We start from the raw sequence: 24,848 nt of genomic DNA, 5'->3' as shown, positions 1-24,848 counted from the left end.
GGCCGGATCAGTGCGCGGGGGTGGTGACCTGGGCGGCGAGGAGGGCCAGTACGCCCTGGACCGCCGCGTCGAAGGGCTCGGGGGAGTCGGCCGCGCGGGCGAGCACATAGCCGCCCTGGATGACGGCGGCGACGGTCGCCGCGGTCGCCACCGGGTCGAGCGCCGCGGCGAGTTCACCGCGGCGCACCCCTTCGCCGAGTACGCCGGCGATGCGCTCCTGGAGCCAGCCGAACATCTCGTCCAGCGGCTGCCGCAGCGCGCTGCTGCGCACCACGTCGCGGTCCTGCGTCATCCGGCCGACCGGGCAGCCGCGCAGCACCTGCCGCTCGCGCAGCAGATAGCCGGCCACCCGGTCGTACGCCGTGCCGGGGCCGGACAGGCACGCGTCGGCGGTCTCCTTCATGCCGTCGGCGGTGCGCCGGATCGCGGCGAGCGCGAGGCCGGACTTGCCGTCGAAGTGGTGGTACATGCTGCCCTGGCCGACGCCTGCGCGTTCCAGGATGGCCTTCGGGCTGGTGCCGACGTAGCCGCGTTCCCACAGCAGTTCCTGAGTGCTCTCGACGAGCCGTTCCCGGGCGTTCATGAGCGCCACTGTACATACCTGTAGTTACATAATTCAAGGTCAGGGGAGTGGCGGAGGGTGCGGCCCCGGCGTAGTCGTGCCCGCTCGGTGTACTTCCCGAGCGGTACGGGTGATGCCGTCGGCCGTACGACGACGTGCGGGCCCCGGGGGGCGAGGCTCGGTAGGGACAGCGAACGTCCCTACCGAGGAGCTGAATCCCATGTTCGAGCTGGCACACCCCTGGAACGGCGGCGGACCCGGCCCCTGGATCCTGTTCGTTCCGGTGATCTGGGCGCTGGTCGTCCTCGGCGTGGTGCTCGTGCTGCGCCGCACCGTATGGCGCCACCGGGGCCCCGGCCGGGCCTTCCAGGGGCCGCGGCCCGCCGCCGATGCGCCCACCCCGATCGCCGTGCTCGGTGGCCGCTTCGCCGCCGGCGAGATCGACGAGGACGAGTACCGGCGCCGGATGGCCGTCCTGGAGGACCACTTCGGCCCCGGGTTCAAGGGGAGCGCGGGGTGACCGTCACCGCCGCCGCATCCTCAGCCGACCCCCGCGCTCCGCATTCCGGCGCGGGGTCCGGCCGTGGTGGCGGCGTCCGCCAGGGACGTCCCGTACCGGCCGGCGCCGACCGGGACGGCCTTCTCCGGTACGCGACCCGGCGCGGGAAGGGTGAACCACACGACCTTGCCCGAACCGTGCGGGCGCACCCCCCAGCTCTCGCTGAGTGACGCGATCAGGGCGAGGCCGCGCCCGCAGGTCTCCCATGTCTCGGCGGCCCGGACGCACGGCAGTCGCGGATCCCTGTCGTGCACCGAGACCGTCAACTGGTCGAGTAGGACCCAGAGTTGGACCGTGCACTGCTTGCTGGGCCGGGCGTGGCGGTGCACATTGGCGAGGAGTTCGGTGACGCCGAGCGCGGCGGGATCTATCAGCGGATCGAGGCGCCAGTACCGCAGTTGCGCCGAGACGATCCGGCGTACCTGGCCGATGCGGGCCGGAAGGGCCTGGAGTTCCACCGTGCAATGCCTGCTGGGCTGCCTGATCACGACCGCGACTCCCTGGTGAGGCCGGGCGCTCCCGCCGGGCAGGAGCGAAGATCGGATCCAGCGATGCCGATGCATGCCACAGCGTCACCGCTGGTGAACCCTCTGTGATACAGATCCAGGGTCGTCCCCGCAGTGCACTCCCGCAACCGCAGCCCGCCCGGCGGCAGCCCGCCGCGCTCCTGCCCCCGCCCCCTTCGCGCGGCGGGCCGCGGCCCTCAGGTCCGGGGTGTTCTGGCTGCCTGCACCGCGTCCAGGAAACGGTCGGGTGCGCCGAGCGTCAGCGAATACCGGTGGCCGTTCAGCCTGGCCAGCGCCCGGTCGCGGGCCGCGAACAGCGGTTTGTGTGCCTGCACCGCCTGGAGCGGCGCGCTGTCGATCTCGGTGCCGTAGCTGGTCAGCAGCGCGAGCCTGCCGTCGCGGATGACGACCTGCCCGGCCCTCGTCAAGGACCTCAGCCATCGCTCGATCCGTACGCCGGTCATGTTGAACTCCGGCTCGGCCATGGCCCCCACCTCCTCGGTGATCGGGCAGGTGCCCCTCACCGCCCCTTGAAGGGCAGTGTGCACGGCCTTCGCCGGTCGCACCAGTGCCTCTGGTGCCGGGGGCTGTCGTTCGGGTCGGGGTGAACGACAGCCCCCGGACGGCGCGAACAGCCCCTTCCCAGGCTCCCCTTGGGGGATGTCAAAGTGATGTTTATGCAGGTGAGAAGCGTGTGGGAGGTGGCTATAGTCGGGGTCGGCCCGGCGTTCGCGCGGGCTTCGTCCCCCTCTAGGAGCCCGCCGGTGAGCACCGCACAGCAGCCGCCAGGACCGCCCCGCGACGGCGCCGCAGGCGCCCCCCTGCCGACCGTCGACGTCGACCGCACGGATCCCGCCTACCGCGGCTGGCTCAAAGAGGCCGTCCGCAAGGTCCAGGCGGACGCCAACCGCACCGCCGACACCCACCTCCTGCGCTTCCCGCTCCCCGAGGAGTGGGGCATCGACCTCTACCTCAAGGACGAGTCCACCCACCCCACCGGCAGCCTCAAGCACCGGCTGGCCCGTTCCCTGTTCCTCTACGGGCTGTGCAACGGCTGGATCCGCCCCGGCAAGCCGGTCATCGAGTCCTCCAGCGGCTCCACCGCCGTGTCCGAGGCGTACTTCGCCTCGCTGATCGGCGTGCCGTTCATCGCCGTGATGCCGGCCACCACCAGCCGCGAGAAGACCCGGCTGATCGAGTTCCACGGCGGCACCTGCCACCTCGTCCAGGACCCGCGCACGGTCTACGAGGTGTCGGCGCAGCTCGCCGCCGAGTCCGGCGGTCACTACATGGATCAGTTCACCTACGCCGAACGGGCGACGGACTGGCGCGGCAACAACAACATCGCGGAATCGATCTACCAGCAGCTCCGTCTGGAGCGCTACCCCGAACCTGCCTGGATCGTGGCGACCGCGGGCACCGGCGGCACCTCGGCGACCATCGCCCGCTACGTCCACTACATGCAGTACGACACCCGCGTCTGCGTCCCCGACCCGGAGAACTCCTGCTTCTTCGACGGCTGGCGCACCGGCGACGCCGGCATCGGCTGCGCCACCGCCTCCCGCATCGAGGGCATCGGGCGGCCCCGGATGGAACCGAGCTTCGTGCCCGGCGCGATCGACCGGATGATGAAGGTCCCCGACGCGGCGAGCATCGCCGCCGTACGCGCCCTGGAAGCGGCGATCGGCCGCAAGGCGGGCGGGTCGACCGGCACCGGGCTGTGGAGCGCCCTGAAGATCGTCGGCGAGATGGTCGCCGCGGGACGGACCGGATCCGTCGTCACCCTGCTCTGCGACCCCGGCGACCGCTACCTCGACAAGTACTACTCGGACGACTGGCTGGCGGCCCAGGGCCTCGACATCACGCCCTACGCGCGCACCCTCGACGCCTTCCTGGCCGACGGCGTCTGGCCGGACTGAGGCGCCTGCCGGGCCCGTGTCAGTACCCGGCCGACCGGCGGTCCAGGGCCCGCGCCGATGTGCGGAAGGCGCGGCCCAGGCCCGGCCGCGCGAGCAGCAGGGCGCAGCGGAGCGGGGCCGGCCCGTCCGCGGCGAACAGCCACCGCACGCGGGTGCCGCGGCCGGCCGGGGTCAGCCGCCAGTCCTCCAACAGGGCCCGCAGACCGGGTGCGTTGGTGCGGTCGACGCGGTAGGCGTACCGCGCGCCCGGCTCCGTGGCCAGCACCGTCTCGGCGAAGCGGGTGCCGCCCGTCAGACGGATGTCCCGCCCCCTGCCGCCGTCCGTCGGCGCCGAGCAGGTGACGCCGGTGAACCAGCCGGACCAGCCCTCGACGTCATCGGCCAGCGTCGCGTACACCGCATCGGGCGGCGCGGCGACCTCCGCCGTGAACACCAGCCGCAGCGGCGCGGACTCGGCGAAGTCCAGCTCGACGGGGCGGAGTCGATGCGTCATGGGACGAGCACCCCCTACGGGAACGGCGAAGAGGTCCTGTGCCGGAACCTGCGGCGCACACCATAGGCGCCGCACCGTCAGATGTCTGCGTCCTGCCAGGGTTCGCCCGCCACCAGGAGTTCGGGCGGCAGCTCCGCGAACTGCTCGCGCATCCCGTCGGCCAGACCGGAATCCGTCACCAGCACATCCACCTCCTCCAGCGAGGCGAACGAACTCAGCCCCACCGTCCCCCACTTGGTGTGGTCGGCGACCACCACGACCCGCCGCGCCGACCGTACGAAATGCCGGTTGGTCTCCGCCTCGGCGAGGTTCGGTGTGGACAGCCCCGCCTCGACCGATATGCCGTGCACCCCGAGGAAGAGCACGTCGAAGTGGAGCGAGCGGATCGCGGCATCGGCCACCGGCCCCACCAGGGTGTCCGACGGCGTACGCACCCCGCCCGTCAGCACCACCGTCGCCGCGCCCGCGCGCGGGCCAGCGCCGCCGCTCGCCGCCGCCCGCTGCGCCGTGTAGAAGACATCGGCGACCCGCACCGAATTCGTCACCACGGTCAGGTCGGGCACCTCCACCAGCTGCTGCGCCAGCGCGAACGCCGTCGTGCCGCCCGCCAGCGCGATGGCGCTGCCCGGGGCCGCCATCTGTGCCGCGGCCTCGGCGATGTCCTCCTTGGCGCTCAGCTCCAGCGCCGACTTCACCTCGAACCCCGGCTCGTGGGCGCTCGGCTCGCCCACCGGCACCGCGCCGCCGTGCACCTTCTCCACCATGCCCTGGCGTGCCAGCGCGTCCAGATCGCGGCGTACGGTCATGTCCGAGACGCTGAGTCTGCGGGTGAGTTCGTTGACCCGCACCCCGCCGCGCCGCCTGACCTCGTCGAGGATCAGGGCCCGCCGCTGCTCGGCCAGCAGATTCTGGTTGTCGCTCACCCCGGTCCATCCCTTCCGCCGGGCCGCCGATCCGGGCCGCCCACGCCACTGCCACCCGTCGTCCCGGGTTTTCCTCATCCTCGCACGGGGCACCGACAGCGGGGTCCGTCGATCCCCGCGGACCAGGGCGGTCGCCAGGACCGGCAGCCCCGGAGGCGCGTCGGCCCGAGCCCGCCCCGCGCCCGGCAGGAGCGCCTCGCGGCGCCGACCGTCCCGTACGCGCCCGCGACCCCGTCCCGTACGCGCCCGCGAACTCCGGCCCACGCAGCCGCACTTCGCGCCGACGCCCGACGCCCGGTGCCGGTCACCGCCTGCCCGTCGCCCACGCAGGCCACCTGGAGAACGCGGGGAGACGCGGCCATGGCGCACGGGAAGACCGAGGGTTTCCGGCAGAAAGTGACCGGCCAGTAGGGGAGTGAAGCCATCATCGGGGTAAGGGAGATGCTGGGACAATGCCCGGCGCCGGAGAGCGCCACGGACAACGGGGGAACAGCAGTGGAGACCGCGGACACCACACCACCCGCGCGGCCGACGCGCAACCGAGCACCGGACGATGCGCCGGACGACTCGATGGCACCGCAACTCGCCCTGGAACTGCTGGTGCACGGCGTCGGCGGCACCACACCCCAGGAGATGCTCGGCGACCCGCGCATCTCACTGATCACCGGCGACGACACCGCGGCCTGCTACCGGCGGACCGAGGACGCCGACGCCGAGGAGCGCCCCGACGCGTACCGCGGCGAACCGGTCCGCGAGGCGTACTGCTGGTCCAACCTCACCTCGGGCAACGGCGCCCGCGCCCTCTGGCTGATCCTGCTGCCCTTCATGGTCGCCAACCTCGCCCACTGGATGCGCCCCGCGGCCCCGCAGAACCACCCCGCCCAGCGCCTCTACGACGTCCTCGTCCGCGTCCTCGCCCTCAGCCTCACCGTCCTGCTGGCGGCTGCCGCCTGCGAGGTCGCCCTCGACCTCACGGCCTGGCAGTGCGCCGGCACCCCGGTCTGCGTCACCGGCAAGTCCTGGATGGGCTTCGTCAACCCGGCCGACGGCGGCTGGTGGAGCCTGCCGGGCCGCCGCCTCGTCCTCGCCTCCACCCTGCCGCTGCTGCTCATCGGCTTCCTGTGGTGGCTCTCGCACCGCACCTGGAGCGCCTACGAATCGGCGTCCCCGCCGCCCCGCCGCCCCGGCACCTCGCGCGACACCCCGCCCGCCGAACGCACCGCGCTCAGCCTCGACGGCTTCTGGTACGGCCGCAGGCTCGTCGCCCGGCTGCGCGCCGCGCACTCCACCGCCGGTGTGCTGACCATCGCCGCCGCCCTCCTCGTCGCCACCCGCAAGGCCGACGCGCGGGCAGGCCACGGCGCGAGCCTCGCGGCCACCGGCGACGTCCTGGCCGCACTGCTCGTCCTGCTGGCCGCCACCACCCTCGTCATCGTCTGGCGCACCGCCCGCAGCGAGGCCGCACCCGACGACACGACCGACCGCCCCGTCGTACGGGCCCTGCCCTACGCGGCCGTCGGCCTGCTGGCCGTGACCGCCGTGTACGCAGCCTGGGAACGCCCCACGGGGCACAGTTCGGGACCGCTGCCCGGCGCCGCCGCGTTCGGCGCCATCGCCGTGCTCCAGGGCGCCCTGGTACTCGCCCTCGCCGTCACCGCCGGGATCCTCCAGCGCGCCGCGCCCAACGGCCCCCGCACCGCGCTGCGCGGCATGGGAGGGCCCGCGGTCGCCCTGCTGGCCTGCGCGGTCGGCGGGGTGCTGTCCGGGGGCGTGGCCCAGCGGTTCGCCGACTGGATGGACGGCGACGCGACCCCTGGCCAGAACGGCGCCCCCATGGCGGGCCCGCCGGTCCTGCTCTCCTGGCAGGCCGCGGTACTCCCCGTCCTGCTGGTCGTGGTCGCCGGCGTCGCCGTGCTCGCCGCGCTCCGGGTACGCGCCGTACGCCGCAGCGTCATGCCCGACATCCCTGGCCTCTACGACAGCAGGGAGAAGCCCGACGAGTGGCGCACCCGCAAGATCGCCGGGACCATCGCCCGCGCCGGGCTCACCGACGCGGCACCCGTACTCGCCGCGGCCATCGCTGCGGTCACCCTCGTACTCGGCGCCGGGGCGGTCATCGGCGCCTGGCTCACCGACCGGGCGCCAGGACCCGCCACCGAAGGCGCGCCGCCTGCCGTGCACGCCGCCGCCGAGACCGCAGCGGCACTCGGCTCCTGGCTGATGGGCGCCGGCGTCATACTCCTGCTCGCCACCGGCCGCCGCGCCTACCGCGACCACTCCGCCCGCCGCACCATCGGCATCCTCTGGGACGTCGGCACCTTCTGGCCGCGCGCCGCCCACCCCTTCGCGCCCCCCTGCTACGCCGAGCGCGCCGTCCCCGACCTCACCTGGCGGATGGCCACCTGGACCGAGCGGTTCGACGGACGGCTGGTGATCTCGGGCCACTCCCAGGGCAGCGTCCTGGCGGCGGCTGCCGTCTGGCAGCTTGACCTGGTCACCCGCAGCCGCGTCGCACTGCTCACCTACGGATCACCTCTGGAGCGGCTCTACGGGCGGTGGTTCCCCGCCTACTTCGGCCCGCCCGCGCTCACCGGGCTGCACCGCGAGATGGACGACTGGCGCAACCTCTGGCGCTTCACCGACCCCATCGGCGGCCCCATCCGCCTCACCTGCGAGGACGGCCGGCGGATCGACGAAGGCCCGCTCCGCGACCCGCTGGCCTTCGGCCGCAGCCTGCGCAGCCCGCTGCCCGCCCAGATACTCGGGCACGGCGACTACGCGGCTGACCCGGTCTTCGGCAGGGTCCGCGCCGAGCTGATCGCCCGGCTCGGACCGCAGCTGCCACGGCAGCGCCCGGAACCCGATGCCCCCGCGGACTGCGGCCAGGATCAGGGGAGTTCGGGCAGATCGTCGGCGTAGAGCAGGGTGAGGTCGTCGGTGCTCGGGTCGGTCAGCTGCGCCACCCGGCTCGCGTGCCGCTCGACCATCGCCTCGAACGTCTGCCGCGCGGTCCTGCCGTTGCCGAACGACGGCCCCTTGGGCAGCGCCGTGAAGTACTTCAGCAGCGCCTCGTCCGTCCCCTCGCCGAGCTGGTACTCGTGCTCCTCGCCCTGCTGCTCGACGATCCGCAGCAGTTCATCGGCGCCGTAGTCACCGAAGGTGATGGTCCGTGAGAAACGGGATGCCACACCGGGGTTGACCGCCAGGAACCGTTCCATCTCGGAGGTGTAACCGGCCACGATCACCACCACCGCATCCCGGTGGTCCTCCATCAGCTTCACCAGCGTGTCGATGGCCTCCCGCCCGAAGTCCCGGCCCGAGTCCTCGGGGGAGAGGGCGTACGCCTCGTCGATGAAGAGCACCCCGCCGCGCGCCCGGTCGAACGCCTCCTGGGTGCGGATCGCCGTCGACCCGATGTGCTCGCCCACCAGGTCGACCCGCGACACCTCGACCAGGTGCCCGCGCTCCAACACCCCCAGGGCCGCCAGGATTTCGCCGTACAGCCGGGCCACCGTCGTCTTGCCGGTACCGGGGGAGCCGGTGAAGACCAGATGCCGGCGCGCGGACGCGGCCTTCAGGCCCGCCTGCTGCCGCCTGCGCCCCACCTCGATCATGTTGATCAGGCCGCGCACCTCACGCTTGACGCTGTCCAGGCCGACCAGGGTGTCCAGTTCACCCAGCACCTCGTCCGAAGGGCGCCGGGCGGCCTCCGGTTCGGCGGCTGCCGCCGGAGCCGCAGCCGTCCGCTGCGCGCTCTGCGAGGGCACTCCGCCCAGCAGCCCCGCCGTCTGCGTCGCCTGCTGCACCCCGGGCCCCGCCGCGACCGGCGCGGGCGGTACCTGCGCCGCCCGGCTCTCGTCGCTGGTGCAGTCCTCGACCAGCGGGCCGCCGCCGCTGCCGTCGCCCGCCGTCCCCTCGGCGAACTCGTAGCCGCCCCGCGCACACCGTTCCGTACGGCACCGGGAAAGTGTCGTACGGCAGCCGTCTATGACGTGGAAGCCGAACCCCGAACTGCCCGTCACCCGGCAGCTGTGGAACGTGCCGCGCCCCTCGGCGGAGACGTAGAAACCCGCCTCGGCCGGTGAACTGACCGTGCAGCCCTCGATGGTGGGGTCGGCGCCCTTGGTGACGATGACGCCGGTCTGGGCGCCGTCGATGGTGCAGTTGGCGAGGGTGCCGCCGCTGCCGTGGTCACGGAACCAGGCGCCGGTGGACGCCTCCCGGATCCGGCAGTCGTCCAGCTGCACCGTCGCGCCGTCGCTGACCGACACGGCGGTGTTGCGCACCTGGGAGAGGTCGCTGTCGACCACGTCGGCGCGCGAGCCACGGTCCAGGACGAACAGGGCGTCCGGCACGTCGTGCACCCGCGTCGAGTCCAGGACGACGGTCGCGCCGTCGCTGACCCACACCGCCGGGTAGTCGCCCGTACTGTCGTGGATCTCGGACTGGTTGGCGTCCGCGCGGGTGCCGGGATCCCAGACCGACAGGCCGTTGCGGCCGAAGTGCCTGACCGTGCTGCGGGTCAGCGTGAGCACCGAACGCGACCGCAGGTCGATGGCGTTCTCCGGGATGTCGTGGATGGCGCAGTCGGCGAGCGTGAGCACCGCGTCGGTGTCCAGCGTGACGCCGTCGGCCGAGGTGCGGTGCACGGTGCAGTCCGTGAAGTGGCCGGTGGCCCGCGCCGCGACCTGCACGCCGGTGCCCTTGATCTCGTACACCTCGCAGCCCACCGCCTCCAGCGCGCTGCCCTCGCCGTGCAGCGACAGGCCGGCTCCCGACGCGTGGTGGACGCGGCAGTTCTCCAGCCGCGGATGCGCCCCGTCCCGCACCGAGACGCCGGCCTGCCCGGCGGCCACCACCTCGCACTCCTCGAAGACGCCGCCGGCGCCGTCCAGGACGCTGATGCCGATGCCGCCGGCGTTGTCGACGGTGCAGCGCCGCACGGTCGGCCGGGCGCCGCCGCGCACCTCGATGCCGGCCGCCGACCGCGTCACCACCCGCAGCCCCGTCAGCTCCGGGGTGCCGTCCTCCACCAGCAGCGCGGGCGACGCCGAATCCGTCGCCTCCAGATGCAGGTCCTGGACGGTCGCCGAGGCGCGGACCGTCAGCGCGACGCCGTCCGCAGGGGCGATCCGCACCGAACCGCGCGCGCCGTCCGCGCCGCGCAGCGTCACCGCGCGCAGCAGCACCAGGTTCTCGCGGTAGGTCCCGGCGGGCACGGTCAGCACATCACCGTCCCCCGCGGCCTCCAGAGCGGCGGCGAGCGAGCTGTACTCTCCCGTACGGCGTCGCCAACGCGACGTTCCGGAGTGCGTCACCTGGACCGAGCCCTGTGCCATGGCGCTGTCGTGCCCCCACCTCGTGCGGCTGTTGACGGCCCGGCAGGTTCCGTCCGCTGATGTCCGCTTTCGGGTGCGCCAGGCCCCAGCCGAGTGGCTGGCTGCACCACCGTAGCGCGCCCGGCGGGCGGTAGTTGACATGGTCAGGCACTCCCGGACAGCTCCCGCGGCACGGCGCCGGACATGGCTGAGCACCGCCGCACCGTGGCCCGGCGGCGGCCCGCGCGGCGCCGCGTCAGCTGCCCGCGCCGGCCCTGCCCCAGTCCTGGTACGCGCGCTCCCACGCCTCGTCCCAGCGCCGGTGGCGGCGGGCCGTCATCCGCCGCATCACCAGCCTGCGGCAGCCCTCGATCAGGCCGCCGACCGCCCCGGCGACGCCGAGCCCTGCCAGCACCGCGTGCGCGCCCGCGGTGCTGGTGTCCATCGGGCGCGGCATCACCCTGCCGCGGCCGTCGGTCCAGATCCGGAAGCGGGCGCCCGGCTCCACCAGCCGCGGCGCACCGACCTGTCCCAGGTGCGAGCTGCCGTCCCGCGCCGTCCAGCGGGCGATGACCCGCAGCCGGGAATCGCGTGGTGTGGACGTCTCCGGGTCGGGGTCGAGGGGAGCGCTGGGGGCCGCCCGGTCGACCGTGGCCCACACGAGATGCCGCTGCGCGCGCTGGCTGCGGACGGTCTCCAGGAGGGTGTCGTACGCGGCGCCGCCCGCCGCCGTGCCCGCGAGGGGCGCGCCCAGGGCGATCAGCAGGACGGTGAGGGCGGTGAGCCAGGACTCGATGCGGTCGGTCGTGCGCCGCAGCGGATTGTGCCGCCGGCGCAGTGCCCCTGCCTTCGCTCGCTTCACAGAACCCCCTCTCCCTCTCCCTGAATACCTCATCTTCCGCCGCTCATGCGTGAGTTCGGCGAAGAGAGACCCGGTTCACTCCGTATGCGGAGAACCGCCGGGGGGCGAGTGACGGGAGTGCGGGCGGAGGTGCGGGCGGGGGTGTGCGGGCGTCGCGGACCCGTCCGGTCAGTCGAGCACCTCGAAGGCGTCGCCGACCCGGATCGTGCCGGTGCCCTGCGGCACCAGGTTCTGGCCGAAGACCAGTTGGCCGGTGGCCTGCCGATGCCGGGCGAGGGTGCGCAGCGGCTCCTTGCCGCGCTCCGCGGTGCGCTGGTCGGTGGTGGTGACGACGCAGCGCCGAGAGGGCTTGGCCACCCGGAAGACCACCTCACCGATGCGGACCGTGCGCCAGGTGTCCTCGGCCCACGGGGCGGTGCCGTCGACGGTCACATTGGGCCGGAAACGGTTCATCGGCAGCGGGCCCTCATCCGCGTGATCACCCTGCGCGATGAGGGAGTTGAGCGCGTCGAGCGACGAGGTGGTGGTCAGCAGCAGCGGAAAGCCGTCCGCGAACGAGACCGTCTCGCCCGGCCGCGCGTACGCCGCGGCGATCGGCCGCAGCTTCCCTGGCGCATCGAGATGCACCAGCTCCACCGGCGTGCCCAGATACCCGCTGAACCACTCGGCCGCCGCCGCGTCGGCCGGTACCGCGTCGACCGTGTCCCGCCAGATCTCGACCGCGACCGTCTCCCCGGACCAGGGCACCTCGACGGTCAGCGGCGGCATGCCGGGCGCGGTCAGCCGCACGGCGTTGCCCGGCAGTTCATCGGCGGCGGCCAACGCCAGCTTCGGGTGCAGCCGTTGGCTCACCATCTTGTGCTGCGCGTCCACCAGCATCCAGCGACGGTCCCCGGCGAGCCCCCACGGTTCCACGACCGCCTCGCCGGGTCCGGACCCCGCAATGGATTTGACCGGATACACATGGATGGCGTGGAGCGCTGACTCGGGCATGGCCCCATCCTGCCAGCCGCCCGGAAGCGCCGGTCGAGCGGTCAGTACCCCCGCGAGGGGTACTGGCGGCCGTACGGATCGTCGTACGGAGCCGCGGCACGCTGCGGCGCGGGCGCCACCGGGGCGGCCGGACGCATCGCTTCGTAGCCCGTGCTCATCCCCGTACGCGGCGGCTGCGGCGGCTGCGGGGCCGGGTAGCCGCGGGTGCCCGCCTGCTGCGGGATGTACGGCGCGGGTGTGTGCTGGAGCGGGGCGACCGGCTGCGCGGCGGCGCCGGGATATCCCTGCGACGGATGGGACGGGGCGGCGGGCAGTGCCGCGGGGAGCGCCGGCAGGTAGGACGAGCCGGTGTCGTACGGAGCCGGAGAGACCCGGATCGGAGCGATCTGCGGTGTACCGCGTTCCGCGACGAGGCTGTCGTAGATCGGGGTGTCCGGGAAGGACGGCGAAGCGTAGTAGCCGCCGCCGTAGGTAGAGCGGGGGGAGGTCATACCTCTTAAGTTAAGCCCACGATGTGCCGATTGGGGAGCCTGGGAAGGCGGTTGTTTCGCGGGTGTCTGACGGGCTCGGCTCACCAATGTGAGCGAACGTGCGAAAATCGGTCGAGATCGACCGTAGAAATCGTGTAAAGACCGCGCTTCTCGCAGGTGAATGGGGGGCGTTCGGCGTCCTCAGGGCCAAGTAGGTTGGGGTGCGCCGCTGCTGACGGGGAGACGTGTGGGACGGATGTGTCTCATGGGATCCCGGGGCCGCCGGAACCTGCGGCCGGCGGGGTGGCTGCGGCGGTCGGCGCCGGGTCGCGGAAGCGGGTCCGGTGGAACGGGAGAAGCGACGAGAGAGGGGTGCGGCGATGTCGATGCGCAAGGGCGGGAACGTTCCGGTACCGGCCGGGGCCGTGCGGGTGGAACTGGGGTGGCAGGCAGTGCCGGGCGCCCCCGACGTGGACGCCTCGGCTCTCCTGCTGGTGTCGGGCAAGGTGCGTGACGACGCCGACTTCGTCTTCTACAACCAGGCGGTGCACGCCTCCGGCGCCGTAAGGCACGAGGGGAAGCGGCAGGTGGGCGGCGTGCTGACCGACACCGTCGCGGTCGATCTCGCCGCCGTGGAGGGCCCGGTGGAGACGGTGGTGCTCGCGGCGTCCGCCGACGGCGGGACCTTCGGCCAGGTCCCCGGGCTGTACATCCGGGTGCTCGACGCGGCGGACGGCGCCGAGATGGCCCGCTTCGACAGCCAGGACGCGTCCCGCGAGACGGCCTTCGTCCTCGGCGAGCTCTACCGCCGCCAGGGCGCCTGGAAGTTCCGCGCGGTGGGGCAGGGCTACGACACCGGGCTCGCCGGTCTGGCCACCGACTTCGGGATCAGCGTGGAGGCCGAGCCCGAACCGCAGGCGCCGACGGAGGCGACGGCACCGGGCCAGCCGCCCGCCGCCCCGCCGATGGCTCCGCCGCCCGGACCGCCCGTGCCGCCTCCCGCGCCGCCGATGCCCCCGGCCGCGCCCCCGTTGACGTCAGGTCAACCCGTGGCGTCAACCCCGCAGCCCGGATACCCGGCGCCCGCGCCCGCCTCCCCTCCCGTCCGCCTGACGAAGATCACCCTGACGAAGGAAGCCCCGGCCGTCTCATTGACGAAGCAGGGCGGCACGTCAGGCGCGATGCGGGTGAACCTCAACTGGACCGGCGCCAAGGTCGGCAAACGGCTCGGCAAGAAGATCGGCCGCAAGGCCATGGAGGCGCTCGGGGCCCGCGGCGCGCTGCTGCCGCAGACCGGCGACCTCGACCTCGACCTGTGCGCGCTCTACGAACTCACCGACGGCAGCGCGGGGGTGGTGCACCCGCTCGGCAACAGCTTCGGCGCCCTGCACGCACCGCCCTACGTCCAACTCGACGGCGACGACCGAACCGGCGCCGTCACGTCGGGCGAGAACCTCACCATCAACCTCGACCACCAGGCGCGGATCCGCCGCATCCTGCTCTTCGTCACCGTCTACGCGGGCGCCCGCAGCTTCGAGGGCCTGAACGCGTCCGTCACCCTCCAGCCGCAGCACGGCGCACCGGTCGAGTTCACCCTGGACGCCTGCACGGTGCCGTCGCCGGTGTGCGCCCTCGCCCTGATCACCAACACCGGCAGCGAACTCGTCGTCCAGCGCGAGGCCCGCTACCTCGTCCCGCAGCCCGGCGTCAGCCCGCAGCGCACCGTCGACCACGCCTACGGCTGGGGCCTGGACTGGTCACCTGCCAGGAAGTGAGCGAGGGGCCGGACGGTCAGGGCGCCCCGTACGTCCGGCCCTTCCACGCCGCCCCGCGCCCGCGGTGATGCTGCACCGCCGAGTCCACCGTCATCAGCAGATACAGCAGCGCGGTAAACGGCAGCAGCAGCGCCGTCCACAGCGGCTGCCGGTAGTAGCGCAGCATCGGGCAGAACGTCCCGGCCATCACCGCCCACGCCGCGCCGCCCGCCACCGCGGCCTGCGGACTGTCGAGCGCCGCCCCGGCCAGCAGCACGACGGGCGGCGCCAGATAGACCAGCGCGAGACCCAGGACCGTGCCGAGCAGCAGCAGCGGCTGGTGCCGCAGCTGGGCGTACGCGCTGCGCGACACCATCCGCCACAGCTCGGCGAGGCGCGGATACGGCCGCACGCTGTCCACCCGGTCGGCGAGCCCGAGCCAGATCCGCCCGCCCGCCGACCGCACCGCCCGCGCCAGCGCCACATCGTCGATCACCGCGTGCCGGATGCACTCCGGAACCCCGGCCCGCTCCGCCGCGTCCCGCCGCAGCAGCACACAGCCGCCGGCCGCCGCCGCGGTCCGCGCGCCGGGCCGGTTGATCCAGCGGAACGGGTACAGCTGCGCGAAGAAGTAGACGAACGCCGGGACGATCAGCCGCTCCCAGGGCGTCGCCACCCGCAGCCGCGCCATCTGCGACACCAGATCCAGCCGCGCGGAGCGCGCCGCGGCCACCAACTCGCGCAGGCTGTCCGGCTCATGGGCGATGTCCGCGTCCGTCAGCAGCAGATACTCCGGGTCCATCCGCTCGCACGCCAGCGTCATGCCGTGCCGTACGGCCCAGAGCTTGCCCGTCCAGCCGGGCTCGGGCTCCCCTGGCGAGGTGATCGTCAGCGCCAGGCCGTCCCGCTCCGCCGCCAGCGACCTGGCCAGCGCCGCGGTGCCGTCCGTGCTGCCGTCGTCGACGAGGAACACCTCGGCCCGGCCCGGGTACTTCTGCGCCAGCAGCGACGGCAGGCTCACCGGCAGCACCTCCGCCTCGTCCCTGGCCGGCACCACCACGGCAACCGAAGGCCAGCGCTCCGGATCCCGCCGGTGCGGCAGCCGCACGTCCGTACGCCAGAAGAAGCCCTGCCCCAGCAACAGCCACAGCCAGACCAGCAGCGTCCCGGCACCGATCCACTCCATCGCTCCCACGGCCCGCAGTCTGCCGCACCGCGGGCGGCGGGAGCGGGCGATCGGCGCGGTGTCCCGGGCCGGCGTCGCCGGGTGCGCGGCCGGTGCGCGGGTTCCGGCCACGGCCCGGCCGGTACGACCTCCCGGTATGACAAGTCGGGCACCCGGCTGAGTAGAGTGTCCGGGTGAAGATCGCGCTCATGGATTCCGGTGCCGGGCTGCTCGCCGCAGCCGCCGCCGTGCGTCGGCTGCGGCCGGACGCCGATCTGGTCATCTCCTGCGACCCCGACGGCATGCCCTGGGGCCCGCGTACCCCCGACGACGTCACCGCGCATGCGCTGGCCGTGGCCCGCTCCGCCGCCGCGCACCGCCCGGACGCCCTGATCGTCGCCTGCAACACCGCGTCCGTGCACGCCCTGCCGGCGCTCCGCGCCGAACTGGAGCCCGCGATACCGGTCATCGGCACGGTCCCCGCCATCAAGCCGGCCGCGGCCGGCGGCGGGCCCGTCGCGATCTGGGCCACCCCCGCCACCACGGGCAGCCCCTACCAGCGCGATCTGATCGCCAGGTTCGCGGACGGCCTGGACGTCACGGGCGTGCCCTGCCCGGGGCTCGCCGACGCCGTGGAGCAGGCGGACGCCGCCGCGGTCTCCGCCGCCGTGGCCGCCGCTGCCGCGCGCACCCCCCGCGACGTACGCGCCGTCGTCCTCGGCTGCACCCACTACGAACTCGTCGCCGAAGAGATCAGGGACGCGCTCCAGCAGCCCGGCGCCCCCGCTCTGGTCCTGCACGGCTCCGCCGACGCGGTGGCCGCCCAGGCGCTGCGCCGCATCGGTGCCGAGCCGGCGCCCGCCGCCGCGCCGACCGGCGGCCTCCGCGTGCTCCTCAGCGGTCGCCCCGGCGAGCTGCCGGACGTCGCACTCGCCTACCCGGAGGGCCGCCTGCTCGCCGGATCCGGTGACCGCCGGGCGGCGGCGCTGCCGCGCTGAAGCCCGGTGCGTCCGCCGCTCCGGAGCGTGCTGCGCGAAGCCCGCGGCACGCTTCCGGAACGCGGCGGACGGACGGGCCGCACGGGGAGCCAGGCACCCTGCCCCAGCGTGCAAAGGCGCGTACGCTGCGTCTCATGAGGGACCACCCCCACGACGGGGCAGCCACCCCCGATCGGCACACCGGCGCCACCGGCGCGGGAAAAGGCGCACGGCCCGCCTCGGGCGCCCACCCGGAGCTGCCCGAGGTCTGGCAGGGCAGTGCCACCAACCGGGTGCAGTGGCTGCTGGCCGCCATCGGAGCCGCCTGCCTCGCCCTGGGCGTCCAGCTCGCCGTCGACAGCACCTGGACCTCCAGCCTGGTGCCGCTGGTGATGGCTGTGGTCGGCTGCGTCGCGGCCGGTCTGCTGGTGCTGTTCGGCACCCTCGCCTTCGTCCATGTCGCGGTGCGCGTCGACAAGGAGTGCCTGGAGGTGCGCTGCGGCCACATCGGAGTGCCGCGGCGCCGGATCCCGCTCGACCTCGTCGTCGATGTGGCGATCGCCCAGCAGGTCACCCCGCGTCACTGGGGCGGCTGGGGCTACCGCTGGCGGCCCGAGCAGGGCACGGCCGTGATCGTACGGCGCGGCGAGGCGCTGGTGCTCAAGCTCGGTGACGGACGGACCTTCACGGTCACCGTCGACGACGCCGAGGGCGCGATGCGCTACATCGTCGGGCGGATCGGCCTGCGCGGGGGCAGTCCGGCGGGTGCCTGAGCGCCGGGCGGGGGCGGGACGTCCTCTACAGTTCAGGACATGGCGACACCCGATTTCATCCGCGACCTCCGGACCTCCATCGGCCATCAACTGCTGTGGCTGCCCGGCGTGAGCGCCGTCGTCTTCGACGACGAGGGCCGGGTTCTGCTGGGCAAGCGCGTGGACACCGGGAACTGGTCGGTCATCGGCGGCATTCCCGAACCGGGCGAGCAGCCCGCGCAGACCGCGGCGCGTGAGGTCTTCGAGGAGACGGCGGTGCGGGTCGTGCCGGAGGGTGTCGTCCTCGTCGAGGCGATGCAGCCGATCACCTATCCCAACGGTGACCACTGCCAGTTCATGGACGTCACGCTGCGCTGCCGTGCGATCGGCGGCGAGGCGGCGGTCAACGACGACGAGTCGCTGGCGGTCGGCTGGTTCGCGATGGACGCCCTGCCGGTGCTCGACGACTACTCCCTGACCCGGATCAAGCGGGCCCAGGAGGCAGGCCCCGCCTGGTTCCAGGGCATGGGCGAGGAACCCGCAGCCCCGTAGGGTCTGTCGTCCTCACAGCTCTTCGGTCGACGGCTCGTCCATCGGCGACGACGGCTCGTCAGGCAGCGGCGGCAGCCGGCTCTCGTCCGGGGCGCTCGGCTCATCGGACGGGTCGGTGCCGTCCCCGGACGGCTCCTCGGTGTGCATCTCCAGCCGGTCCTTGTGGCAGCTGCTGATCCAGGTGCCGGTGGGGCCGCTCTCGTACCGGCAGAACCAGCCCCGTACGGCCAGCGTGCCCGCGTCGTCGCCGGAGTCCTGCGGCGCCCGCTCGAAGAAGTCGGCCATCACGTCGTGGGCCTCTTCGCAGCCCACGGTGCCGTCGGCGCCGGGGTCGGCGAAGAGCGTGACGCTCTCCGACGTGCCGAGTGCGTCGCGGATCTCGCCGCAGTCCACCGGCTGGCCGGGGACCGTGGGCGTCGGCCCGGCGGAACGGGGCGCGCCGGGCGGCGACGACGGGCTCGGCGCCCCGGATCCCTCGGAGACGGCCGCGGGGGTGTCCGCGGTCCGGCCGCCGGTGCAGCCGGCGGCGGCCAGGGCGAGCAGCACGGTCGGCACGGCGATGAGTCGGCGCATTCGGACTCCCTGGTGTCGGCGGCGCGCAGGCGGCGAGCTGCGTCTTAGGACGCTAGAAGTCCGGCGGCGCCCCGGCGATCCGGGGCGGCCGTTCGAGTGAGGCGGCGCGGCGCGGGGGACGCGCTCTAAGGTGCGGTCATGACTGCGATCGGTACACCCGGGCCCGTCTCCCTCGACCTCGAAGGCCGCACCGCGCTGGTGACCGGCGCGGCCGGCGGCATCGGGCGCGCCTGTGCGCTGCGGCTGGCGGCGGCGGGCGCGACGGTACGCGCCGTGGACCGCGACGCGGAGGGTCTCGACCGGCTCGCGGGCGAGGTGCCGGGCGGCGTACCCGGAGCCGTCGAGCCGCGCCCGCTGGACCTCACCGACCTGGACGCGGCGGAGCGGGCGGCGGCCGGCTGCGACCTGCTGGTCAACAACGCGGGCATCCAACTCGTGCGGCCCATCGAGGAGTTCCCGCCCGAGGTGTTCCACGAGGTGCTGACGGTGATGCTGGAGGCGCCGTTCCGGCTGCTGCGCGGCGCGCTGCCGCACATGTACGCGGGCGGCTGGGGCCGGATCGTCAACATCTCATCCGTCCACGGCCTGCGCGCCTCCCCGTTCAAGTCCGCCTACGTGGCCGCCAAGCACGGCCTGGAGGGCCTGTCGAAGACCGCGGCACTGGAGGGCGCCCCGCACGGTGTGACATCGAACTGCGTCAACCCCGGCTACGTCCGCACCCCGTTGGTCGAGCGGCAGATCGCCGACCAGGCGGCGGCGCACGGCATTCCCGAGGAGCGGGTGCTCGCCGACGTCCTGCTGGCCGACTCCGCACTCAAGCGGCTGGTCGAACCGTCGGAGGTGGCCGAGGCCGTCGCCTACCTCTGCACCCCGCAGGCGTCCTTCATCACCGGCACGTCGCTGCGGCTCGACGGCGGCTGGACCGCGCACTGACCGGGCCCGGCCCGGCCGCGCCCTACCGATGGCGGCCTCCGGATGCGGGGCGGCGGGATGCGGGGCAGCGTGGTGCCGTTCCGTCCCCGACCGACCGGACAAGGGAGTGCGCCATGGGTGACAAGAGCGGCATGGACAAGATGAAGGGCAAGGCCAAGGAGGCCGTGGGCAAGGCCACCGGCAACGACCGGATGGCCGCCGAGGGCCGTACCGACCAGGCCAAGGGCGAGGCCAAGCGCGCGATGGGCAACGCCAAGGACAAGGCGGAGGGGATGAAGGACTCGCTGAAGGGCCGCCGCGACCGCGAGTCCTGACGCCGCGCTCCGGGAAAGCGCCGTGCCCCGGTCCTGCCCTCGCGGGCGGGCCGGGGCACGGCGTACGTGCGTCGCGGGTCAGTGGCCTGACCAGGGGTGGCGCAGCCGGATCCAGAGGTCACGGGCCCGCCGCCCCGCCTGCGTACGGCTGAGGGCGACCAGTTGCTGGGCCTGTTCCTCGTTCTCCACCATCGGCCCGGAGCCGCGCAGCGGCTTGCCCGCCGTCTCGTGGAGGAAGAAGCTGGCGACGAGTCCGATGACCCCGGCTGCCATCAGGTAGTACGCGGGCACCATCTCGCTGCCGGTCGCCTGCACGAGCGCGGAGGCGATCAGCGGGGTCGTGCCGCCGAAGAGCGACACGGAGATGTTGAACGAGATCGACAGGGCGCCGTACCGCAGCCGCGTCGGGAAGAGCGCGGGCAGCGTCGAGGCGGAGGTACCGGCGAAGCAGACCAGCAGGAGGCCCAGGATCAGGCATCCGAAGGCCGGCAGCAGGATGCCCCCGGCGCGGATCAGCAGCACCGCGGGCGCCGCCAGGGCGATCAGCGCGATGCTGCCCGCCATGAAGACCGGCCTGCGGCCCCAGCGGTCGGACGTCCGGCCCACGGTGGTGATGGTGAGCACCACGACGATCATGGTGCCGAGCACGAGCAGCTGCGCGGTGAGGGCGTCCTCGCCGAGGGTCTCGGACATGAACGTCGGCAGGTACGAGGTCACCATGTAGTTGGTGACGTTGTAGAGCAGCACCAGGCCCATGCAGATCAGCACGGCTTCCCAGTGCTGGGTGAAGATTTCCTTCAGACGCCCGTGGCCGGACTGGCGGGCCACCTCCACCGGGTCCTCGCCGCCTTCGCTGCGGGCCTTCTCGGCTTCCTCGTGGGCCTGTTCGGCCTCGCGCTGGAACGCCGGTGTCTCCTCCAGGCGCAGGCGCATGTAGAGCCCGATGAGTCCCAGTGGTCCCGCGACCAGGAACGGGAGGCGCCAGCCCCACGACACCATGCTGCCCTCGCCGATCACGGCCGTGAGAATCGTGACCATTCCCGAGCCCAGCGAATAGCCGACGAACGTGCCGAAGTCGAGCCAGCTGCCGAGGAATCCGCGGCGCTTGTCGGGCGCGTATTCGGCGATATAGGTGGTGGCCCCCGCGTATTCGCCGCCGGTGGAGAATCCCTGTACGAGACGGCAGATGAGCAGCAGAATCGGTGCGCTGAATCCGATGGCCGCGTAACTGGGCAGGAATCCGACGGCGAAGGTGCTGATCGCCATCATGATCATGGTGGCGGCCAAGACGCGTTTACGTCCGATGCGGTCGCCGAGCGGCCCGAAGACCAGCCCGCCGAGCGGCCGGACGAGAAAGGCGGCGGCGAAGGTGGCGAAGGTCGAGACGACTTGGGCGCCGGGCGAACTCGACGGAAAGAAAACCTTTCCCAGGGTTCCGGCCAGATAGGCGTAGACGCCGAAGTCGAACCATTCCATCGTGTTGCCCAGAGCGGCTGCGGAAACCGCGCGGCGCACTTCGGGTTTGTCGGTGATCGTCACGTCATCGGCGGTGAGTGACTGTTTGCGGCGGCGCAACAGGATACGGAGCAGGCGGTCGTTGGCCGCGGTTCCTCCACGGGCCGCTGTCCTGCTGTGCCGGAAGTGCGACGGATTTCGGCGTCGAGGGCTCATGTCACCCCGTCCAGGGCGGTGTTGGGGGCCTCATTGTTCCGCGATTATTCCCCGAACATTCCGCCTGGGGAGCAGGCACACGGGCACCGCGTGTCGCCCGCGCCGGGCGGCCGTACGGCGGTCCGGCACGGGCGGGACACCTTGTTGCCTATGGCAAGCTCTTGCGTGCCTGTGGCAATAAGGAGCGAGGCGTCAGCCGCTGCCCCTCGGCGTTCGGCAGTCGGGCGCCGCGACGGGAGACCGACCGAGGAAAGGTGCGTCATGAGCGAGACGATCACGCGGGTGGACTGGCAGTCCTGGCAGGACAGCTGGGACCGGCAGCAGGAGTGGTACATGCCCGACCGCGAGGAGCGGTTCCGGGTCATGCTCGACATGGTCGAGGCGCTGGCAGGACCCGCCCCTGCGGTGCTCGACCTCGCCTGCGGCACGGGCAGCATCACCGGCCGGCTGCTGAAGCGCCTCCCGGACGCCCGCAGCACCGGCGTCGACCTCGACCCGGCCCTGCTGACTCTCGCCCGCGGCCACTTCGCCGGTGACGAGCGGGCGGAGTTCGTCACCGCGGACCTCACCGACCCGGCGTGGCGGGACGCGCTGCCGCACCGTTCCTACGACGCGGTGGTGACAGCGACCGCGCTGCACTGGCTGGAAGCGGAGCCGCTGCGCACGCTCTACGGCGACATCGCCGGTGTCCTGCGGGAGGGCGGCGTCTTCCTGAACGCCGATCACATGGCCGACGCCGCCGCCCCGCGGATCAATGAGGCGGTGGCGTCCTTCCACACCCGCCGCAAGGAGCGGGAGCAGGCGGCCGGGGCGCTCGACTGGGCCGCCTGGTGGAGCGCGCTCGCCGACGACCCGGTGCTCGCGGAGCCCGCGCGGCAGCGCTTCGACCTGCTCGGCGATCCCCGGGAACCGGCAGGTCCCCAGGACGGCGACCGGCCGACGGAGACCCACTGGCACCTGGAAACCCTGCGCGCGAGCGGCTTCGCCGAGGCCGGGCAGGCGTGGTGCTCACCGAGCGACGCCCTGGTCGTGGGGCTGCGCTGACGGCCGTGGGCAGCGGCCTCGGCCCTGCGCCCGTCCGGCGGGGCGCAGGGCCGGGTGCTCAGTCCTGTGCCTCGGCCGCGACCGGCTTCGGGATCAGGAAGGACGCCGCGATGGCCGCGGCCAGGATGACGACACCGGCGATCATGCCCGCCGTGTAGCCGCCGGAGGAGGCGGCGTCCGCGGGCTTCGCGGCGGTCTCGACCGCGTACAGCACGGCGAAGCTGAGCCCCGCGCCGAGGTTGAAGGCGCCCGCGTTCAGGCCGGGCAGGAAGCCCGGGTTCTCGCGCGGTGACAGCACGATGCCAAGACCGTTCAGCACGATGTTCGTCACGCCCGCGTACACCACGCCGATCAGCAGCGACAGCAGCAGCAACAGGATCCGGGACTGGCCGTGCAGGGTGAGGATCATCAGGACGACCGCGGCGACCGACCCGACCAGGCCGCAGCGCAGGATCCGCCCGTAGCCGTAGGTGGCGGCGAGGCGGCCGGCGACCGGGCCCATGGCGAGCCCGGCGAGCGCGTACGGCGTCAGCGTCCACCACGCGGACTGCTCGGCGGACATGCCGAGTCCGGCCTGCGCGTCCTGGGCGAACGCCGGGATCAGCCCGTTCATGACGGCGAACACGCCGGTCATGGTGAGCACGGTGGTCAGCAGCGTCGCCCAGGTCGCCCGCTGCTTGAGGTGCCGGGTGGCGACCAGCGGGTGGCCGCTGCGGTTCTCCGTACGCCAGAACAGCGCGAACGCGACGGCGGCCAGCACCACCAGGCCGGCGATCAGCGGCCAGTTGGCGGCGGCGAGCTTGCCCGCCTCGTTGAGCGCGATCAGCAGCGAGCCGACCGAGACGACCAGCAGCACGACCCCGGGCCAGTCCATCCGGCTCGTCACCGGCGCCCTGGACTCGGGGGTCAGGGTGGCGACCAGCACGGTGGCGACGGCCGCGACGCCTGCCATCGCCCAGAAGACCGAAGCGAAGCCGTGGTGGTCGGCGAGGTAGCCGCCGGCCAGCGAGTCGACGCCGGCGATCCCGCCGTTGACCGCGGTGATCACCCCGAGCAGCGTGCCGTACCGCTTCGGTTCCTTGACCTCGACCCGCAGCATGATCAGGCACAGCGGGACGACCGGACCGCTCACCCCCTGGATGATGCGGCCCACGAACAGCATCGGCACGCTCGTCGCCAGCGCGGCGATCACACAGCCGACGACCATCAGGCCGAGCATTCCGGCCAGCACCTTGCGGCGGCCGATGACGTCGCCGAGCCGCGGCAGGAAGAGCGAGAACAGCGCCGCCGAGGTGAAGAACGCGGTCTGGGTGAGGCCGATCTCGGCGGATCCTGCGCCCAGTGAGTCCTGGATGCTCTTCAGCGCCGGGCTGAGCATGCTGGCGTTGAGCTGGAAGGCGAAACAGGCCGCGAGCAGCGCCGCGACCAGGACACCCACCCGGACCCCTGAACCGCCCGGCGTCACGGCGCCGTGCGGTGCGGTGGAGACACTCATGCCGCGCCGTCGCCGATCCGCTCCAGCGCGTCCACCACGAGGTTCCAGAACCGCTCGTGGTCGAGGGCGACCGCGACCTGCGTGGTGCAGTCGGCGGGGGCCGGCGCACGGAAGTCGGCGACGGTCATGCCGAGGGTCAGCCCGCCGCGCAGCTCCACGTCCACCGGCGCCTTGCGCACGGTCATGACGTCCGGGTCGATGACGTACGCGACCGCGCACGGGTCGTGCACCGGCGGGAACTCGAAGCCCTGGTTCTCCCGGTACGCCTCACGGAAGAAGTCGAGGAGTTCCAGGACGAAGGTGGCCGGCTTGGTGCCGACCGCGGCGATCTTCTCGGCGACCTCGGGGGTGGCCAGCGCCTGGTGCGTGAGGTCGAGGCCGACCATGGTGACCGGCCAGCGCTCGTTGAAGACGATGTGCGCGGCCTCGGGGTCGATGATGATGTTGAACTCGGCGACCGCGCTCCAGTTGCCCTCGTGGTAGCCGCCGCCCATCAGGACGACCTCACGGACCCGCTCGGCGATCCGCGGCTCCTTGCGCACGGCCAGCGCGATGTTGGTCAGGCCCGCGGTCGGGACGATGGTGATCTCGCCGGGCTCGTGGGACATCACCGTGTCGATGATCAGGTCCACGGCGTGCCTGCGGTCCAGCTCGATGTCGGGCTCGGGCAGCTCGGGCCCGTCGAGACCGGTCTCGCCGTGGATGTCGGGCGCCGTCTCGATGGCACGCACCAGGGGGCGCGGGCAGCCGGCCGCGAACGGCACACCGGTGATCCCGGCTATCCGGGCCACGGACAGCGCGTTGCGGGTCACCTTCTCCAGTGTCTGGTTCCCGACCACGGTCGTGACGGCGACCAGCTCGACGTCGGGGTTGCCGTGGGCCAGGAGCATGGCGATCGCGTCGTCGTGCCCCGGGTCGCAGTCGAGGATGATCTTTCTGGCCAACGGAAGAGCCCCTTTGCTCTGGTGCTTCGGTCTGCCGCTTCCCGGGCGCGGTCCTGACACCGGGCGCGG

The 24,848-nt window shown here is 73.1% G+C and carries 24 protein-coding genes; 10 read left to right on the top strand and 14 right to left on the bottom strand.

Going from position 1 to position 24,848, the window contains the following annotated elements:
* Positions 1–7 precede the first annotated feature (7 nt).
* Positions 8–583 carry a TetR/AcrR family transcriptional regulator gene (locus tag ACIBK8_RS14955; RefSeq protein WP_399042200.1) on the bottom strand — a complete coding sequence of 192 codons (576 nt, stop codon included), beginning with the start codon at positions 581–583 and terminating at the stop codon, positions 8–10.
* 199 nt (positions 584–782) lie between these two features.
* Here ACIBK8_RS14955 and ACIBK8_RS14950 point away from each other — a divergent pair, with 199 nt between their 5' ends.
* Complete coding sequence (locus tag ACIBK8_RS14950) at positions 783–1,082, top strand: SHOCT domain-containing protein (RefSeq protein WP_399042198.1); 300 nt, start codon at positions 783–785, stop codon at positions 1,080–1,082.
* A gap of 20 nt (positions 1,083–1,102) precedes the next feature.
* Here the strand turns inward: ACIBK8_RS14950 and ACIBK8_RS14945 are convergent, their stop codons facing one another.
* Together ACIBK8_RS14945 and ACIBK8_RS14940 are read right to left on the bottom strand one after the other, a co-directional pair.
* Positions 1,103–1,609, bottom strand: coding sequence for an ATP-binding protein (locus ACIBK8_RS14945; RefSeq protein ID WP_399042197.1), 507 nt, complete (start codon positions 1,607–1,609; stop codon positions 1,103–1,105).
* Between the two features lie 215 nt (positions 1,610–1,824).
* Positions 1,825–2,112, bottom strand: a complete 288-nt coding sequence (locus tag ACIBK8_RS14940; protein ID WP_393688015.1) for a hypothetical protein — start codon at positions 2,110–2,112, stop codon at positions 1,825–1,827.
* Positions 2,113–2,391: 279 nt separating this feature from the next.
* On the opposite strand from ACIBK8_RS14940, the gene ACIBK8_RS14935 reads away from it, so the two are divergent.
* Positions 2,392–3,546, top strand: a complete 1,155-nt coding sequence (locus ACIBK8_RS14935; protein ID WP_399042196.1) for a PLP-dependent cysteine synthase family protein — start codon at positions 2,392–2,394, stop codon at positions 3,544–3,546.
* A 19-nt stretch (positions 3,547–3,565) separates the two neighbouring features.
* Here ACIBK8_RS14935 and ACIBK8_RS14930 read toward each other — a convergent pair whose 3' ends face one another.
* On the bottom strand, positions 3,566–4,039 hold the full coding sequence (locus ACIBK8_RS14930; protein ID WP_399042195.1) for an SRPBCC family protein: 474 nt from the start codon (positions 4,037–4,039) through the stop codon (positions 3,566–3,568).
* A 77-nt stretch (positions 4,040–4,116) separates the two neighbouring features.
* Positions 4,117–4,962 (bottom strand): DeoR/GlpR family DNA-binding transcription regulator, encoded by an 846-nt coding sequence (locus ACIBK8_RS14925; protein WP_393688552.1) that lies wholly within the window; start codon positions 4,960–4,962, stop codon positions 4,117–4,119.
* Between the two features lie 495 nt (positions 4,963–5,457).
* On the opposite strand from ACIBK8_RS14925, the gene ACIBK8_RS14920 reads away from it, so the two are divergent.
* Positions 5,458–7,881, top strand: coding sequence for a hypothetical protein (locus ACIBK8_RS14920; RefSeq protein WP_399042194.1), 2,424 nt, complete (start codon positions 5,458–5,460; stop codon positions 7,879–7,881).
* Here the strand turns inward: ACIBK8_RS14920 and ACIBK8_RS14915 are convergent.
* The 4 genes from ACIBK8_RS14915 to ACIBK8_RS14900 all read right to left on the bottom strand — a co-directional run bounded on the left by ACIBK8_RS14915 (position 7,851) and on the right by ACIBK8_RS14900 (position 12,626).
* Positions 7,851–10,301, bottom strand: coding sequence for a right-handed parallel beta-helix repeat-containing protein (locus tag ACIBK8_RS14915; RefSeq protein WP_399042192.1), 2,451 nt, complete (start codon positions 10,299–10,301; stop codon positions 7,851–7,853). The genes ACIBK8_RS14920 and ACIBK8_RS14915 overlap by 31 nt on opposite strands.
* A gap of 235 nt (positions 10,302–10,536) precedes the next feature.
* Complete coding sequence (locus ACIBK8_RS14910; RefSeq protein ID WP_399042191.1) at positions 10,537–11,142, bottom strand: hypothetical protein; 606 nt, start codon at positions 11,140–11,142, stop codon at positions 10,537–10,539.
* A gap of 168 nt (positions 11,143–11,310) precedes the next feature.
* Positions 11,311–12,135, bottom strand: a complete 825-nt coding sequence (locus ACIBK8_RS14905; protein ID WP_399042190.1) for an MOSC domain-containing protein — start codon at positions 12,133–12,135, stop codon at positions 11,311–11,313.
* 41 nt (positions 12,136–12,176) lie between these two features.
* Positions 12,177–12,626: a DUF6643 family protein gene (locus ACIBK8_RS14900; RefSeq protein WP_399042189.1), complete on the bottom strand. Its 450-nt coding sequence runs from the start codon at positions 12,624–12,626 to the stop codon at positions 12,177–12,179.
* A 359-nt stretch (positions 12,627–12,985) separates the two neighbouring features.
* On the opposite strand from ACIBK8_RS14900, the gene ACIBK8_RS14895 reads away from it, so the two are divergent.
* Complete coding sequence (locus tag ACIBK8_RS14895) at positions 12,986–14,380, top strand: TerD family protein (RefSeq protein ID WP_399042188.1); 1,395 nt, start codon at positions 12,986–12,988, stop codon at positions 14,378–14,380.
* A 16-nt stretch (positions 14,381–14,396) separates the two neighbouring features.
* On the opposite strand, the gene ACIBK8_RS14890 is transcribed toward ACIBK8_RS14895, so the two are convergent.
* Entirely contained in the window at positions 14,397–15,545 is a 1,149-nt protein-coding gene (locus ACIBK8_RS14890) for a glycosyltransferase (protein ID WP_399042383.1), read from the bottom strand.
* 173 nt (positions 15,546–15,718) lie between these two features.
* On the opposite strand from ACIBK8_RS14890, the gene ACIBK8_RS14885 reads away from it, so the two are divergent.
* From ACIBK8_RS14885 to ACIBK8_RS14875, 3 genes are all read left to right on the top strand, one after another.
* Complete coding sequence (locus ACIBK8_RS14885) at positions 15,719–16,522, top strand: glutamate racemase (RefSeq protein WP_399042186.1); 804 nt, start codon at positions 15,719–15,721, stop codon at positions 16,520–16,522.
* Positions 16,523–16,656: 134 nt separating this feature from the next.
* On the top strand, positions 16,657–17,274 hold the full coding sequence (locus tag ACIBK8_RS14880) for a hypothetical protein (RefSeq protein ID WP_399042185.1): 618 nt from the start codon (positions 16,657–16,659) through the stop codon (positions 17,272–17,274).
* A gap of 39 nt (positions 17,275–17,313) precedes the next feature.
* Positions 17,314–17,805, top strand: a complete 492-nt coding sequence (locus tag ACIBK8_RS14875) for an NUDIX hydrolase (RefSeq protein WP_399042184.1) — start codon at positions 17,314–17,316, stop codon at positions 17,803–17,805.
* A 12-nt stretch (positions 17,806–17,817) separates the two neighbouring features.
* Here the strand turns inward: ACIBK8_RS14875 and ACIBK8_RS14870 are convergent, their stop codons facing one another.
* Complete coding sequence (locus ACIBK8_RS14870; protein ID WP_399042183.1) at positions 17,818–18,378, bottom strand: hypothetical protein; 561 nt, start codon at positions 18,376–18,378, stop codon at positions 17,818–17,820.
* A 138-nt stretch (positions 18,379–18,516) separates the two neighbouring features.
* Here ACIBK8_RS14870 and ACIBK8_RS14865 point away from each other — a divergent pair, with 138 nt between their 5' ends.
* Together ACIBK8_RS14865 and ACIBK8_RS14860 are read left to right on the top strand one after the other, a co-directional pair.
* Positions 18,517–19,311: a 3-hydroxybutyrate dehydrogenase gene (locus ACIBK8_RS14865; RefSeq protein WP_399042182.1), complete on the top strand. Its 795-nt coding sequence runs from the start codon at positions 18,517–18,519 to the stop codon at positions 19,309–19,311.
* Between the two features lie 113 nt (positions 19,312–19,424).
* A complete protein-coding gene (locus ACIBK8_RS14860; RefSeq protein WP_399042181.1) occupies positions 19,425–19,625 on the top strand; it encodes a CsbD family protein in 201 nt (66 codons plus the stop codon).
* 78 nt (positions 19,626–19,703) lie between these two features.
* Here ACIBK8_RS14860 and proP read toward each other — a convergent pair whose 3' ends face one another.
* On the bottom strand, positions 19,704–21,215 hold the full coding sequence (gene proP / locus ACIBK8_RS14855) for a glycine betaine/L-proline transporter ProP (RefSeq protein ID WP_399042381.1): 1,512 nt from the start codon (positions 21,213–21,215) through the stop codon (positions 19,704–19,706).
* Between the two features lie 342 nt (positions 21,216–21,557).
* On the opposite strand from proP, the gene ACIBK8_RS14850 reads away from it, so the two are divergent.
* The gene (locus tag ACIBK8_RS14850) at positions 21,558–22,340 is read left to right on the top strand and encodes a class I SAM-dependent methyltransferase (protein ID WP_399042180.1); all 783 of its coding nucleotides are present in this window, start codon (positions 21,558–21,560) and stop codon (positions 22,338–22,340) included.
* Between the two features lie 58 nt (positions 22,341–22,398).
* On the opposite strand, the gene ACIBK8_RS14845 is transcribed toward ACIBK8_RS14850, so the two are convergent.
* Positions 22,399–23,835 (bottom strand): MFS transporter, encoded by a 1,437-nt coding sequence (locus ACIBK8_RS14845; RefSeq protein WP_399042179.1) that lies wholly within the window; start codon positions 23,833–23,835, stop codon positions 22,399–22,401.
* Positions 23,832–24,779 (bottom strand): nucleoside hydrolase, encoded by a 948-nt coding sequence (locus tag ACIBK8_RS14840; RefSeq protein ID WP_393688524.1) that lies wholly within the window; start codon positions 24,777–24,779, stop codon positions 23,832–23,834. Before ACIBK8_RS14840 ends, ACIBK8_RS14845 begins: the two co-directional genes overlap by 4 nt.
* Positions 24,780–24,848 lie beyond the last annotated feature (69 nt).

The organism is Streptomyces sp. NPDC050161 (assembly GCF_044460025.1).
GTDB lineage: Bacteria > Actinomycetota > Actinomycetes > Streptomycetales > Streptomycetaceae > Streptomyces.
This window is presented reverse-complemented; position numbering and strand designations above follow the sequence as displayed.

Bases quoted from the DNA above. Each gene is read 5' to 3' on its own strand.
- ACIBK8_RS14955 (WP_399042200.1), bottom strand. From the start codon at position 583: ATGAACGCCCGGGAACGGCTCGTCGAGAGCACTCAGGAACTGCTGTGG.
- ACIBK8_RS14950 (WP_399042198.1), top strand. From the start codon at position 783: ATGTTCGAGCTGGCACACCCCTGGAACGGCGGCGGACCCGGCCCCTGG.
- ACIBK8_RS14940 (WP_393688015.1), bottom strand. From the start codon at position 2,112: ATGGCCGAGCCGGAGTTCAACATGACCGGCGTACGGATCGAGCGATGG.
- ACIBK8_RS14930 (WP_399042195.1), bottom strand. From the start codon at position 4,039: ATGACGCATCGACTCCGCCCCGTCGAGCTGGACTTCGCCGAGTCCGCG.
- ACIBK8_RS14915 (WP_399042192.1), bottom strand. From the start codon at position 10,301: ATGGCACAGGGCTCGGTCCAGGTGACGCACTCCGGAACGTCGCGTTGG.
- ACIBK8_RS14905 (WP_399042190.1), bottom strand. From the start codon at position 12,135: ATGCCCGAGTCAGCGCTCCACGCCATCCATGTGTATCCGGTCAAATCC.
- ACIBK8_RS14900 (WP_399042189.1), bottom strand. From the start codon at position 12,626: ATGACCTCCCCCCGCTCTACCTACGGCGGCGGCTACTACGCTTCGCCG.
- ACIBK8_RS14895 (WP_399042188.1), top strand. From the start codon at position 12,986: ATGTCGATGCGCAAGGGCGGGAACGTTCCGGTACCGGCCGGGGCCGTG.
- ACIBK8_RS14890 (WP_399042383.1), bottom strand. From the start codon at position 15,545: ATGGAGTGGATCGGTGCCGGGACGCTGCTGGTCTGGCTGTGGCTGTTG.
- ACIBK8_RS14880 (WP_399042185.1), top strand. From the start codon at position 16,657: ATGAGGGACCACCCCCACGACGGGGCAGCCACCCCCGATCGGCACACC.
- ACIBK8_RS14875 (WP_399042184.1), top strand. From the start codon at position 17,314: ATGGCGACACCCGATTTCATCCGCGACCTCCGGACCTCCATCGGCCAT.
- ACIBK8_RS14870 (WP_399042183.1), bottom strand. From the start codon at position 18,378: ATGCGCCGACTCATCGCCGTGCCGACCGTGCTGCTCGCCCTGGCCGCC.
- ACIBK8_RS14865 (WP_399042182.1), top strand. From the start codon at position 18,517: ATGACTGCGATCGGTACACCCGGGCCCGTCTCCCTCGACCTCGAAGGC.
- ACIBK8_RS14860 (WP_399042181.1), top strand. From the start codon at position 19,425: ATGGGTGACAAGAGCGGCATGGACAAGATGAAGGGCAAGGCCAAGGAG.
- ACIBK8_RS14850 (WP_399042180.1), top strand. From the start codon at position 21,558: ATGAGCGAGACGATCACGCGGGTGGACTGGCAGTCCTGGCAGGACAGC.
- ACIBK8_RS14845 (WP_399042179.1), bottom strand. From the start codon at position 23,835: ATGAGTGTCTCCACCGCACCGCACGGCGCCGTGACGCCGGGCGGTTCA.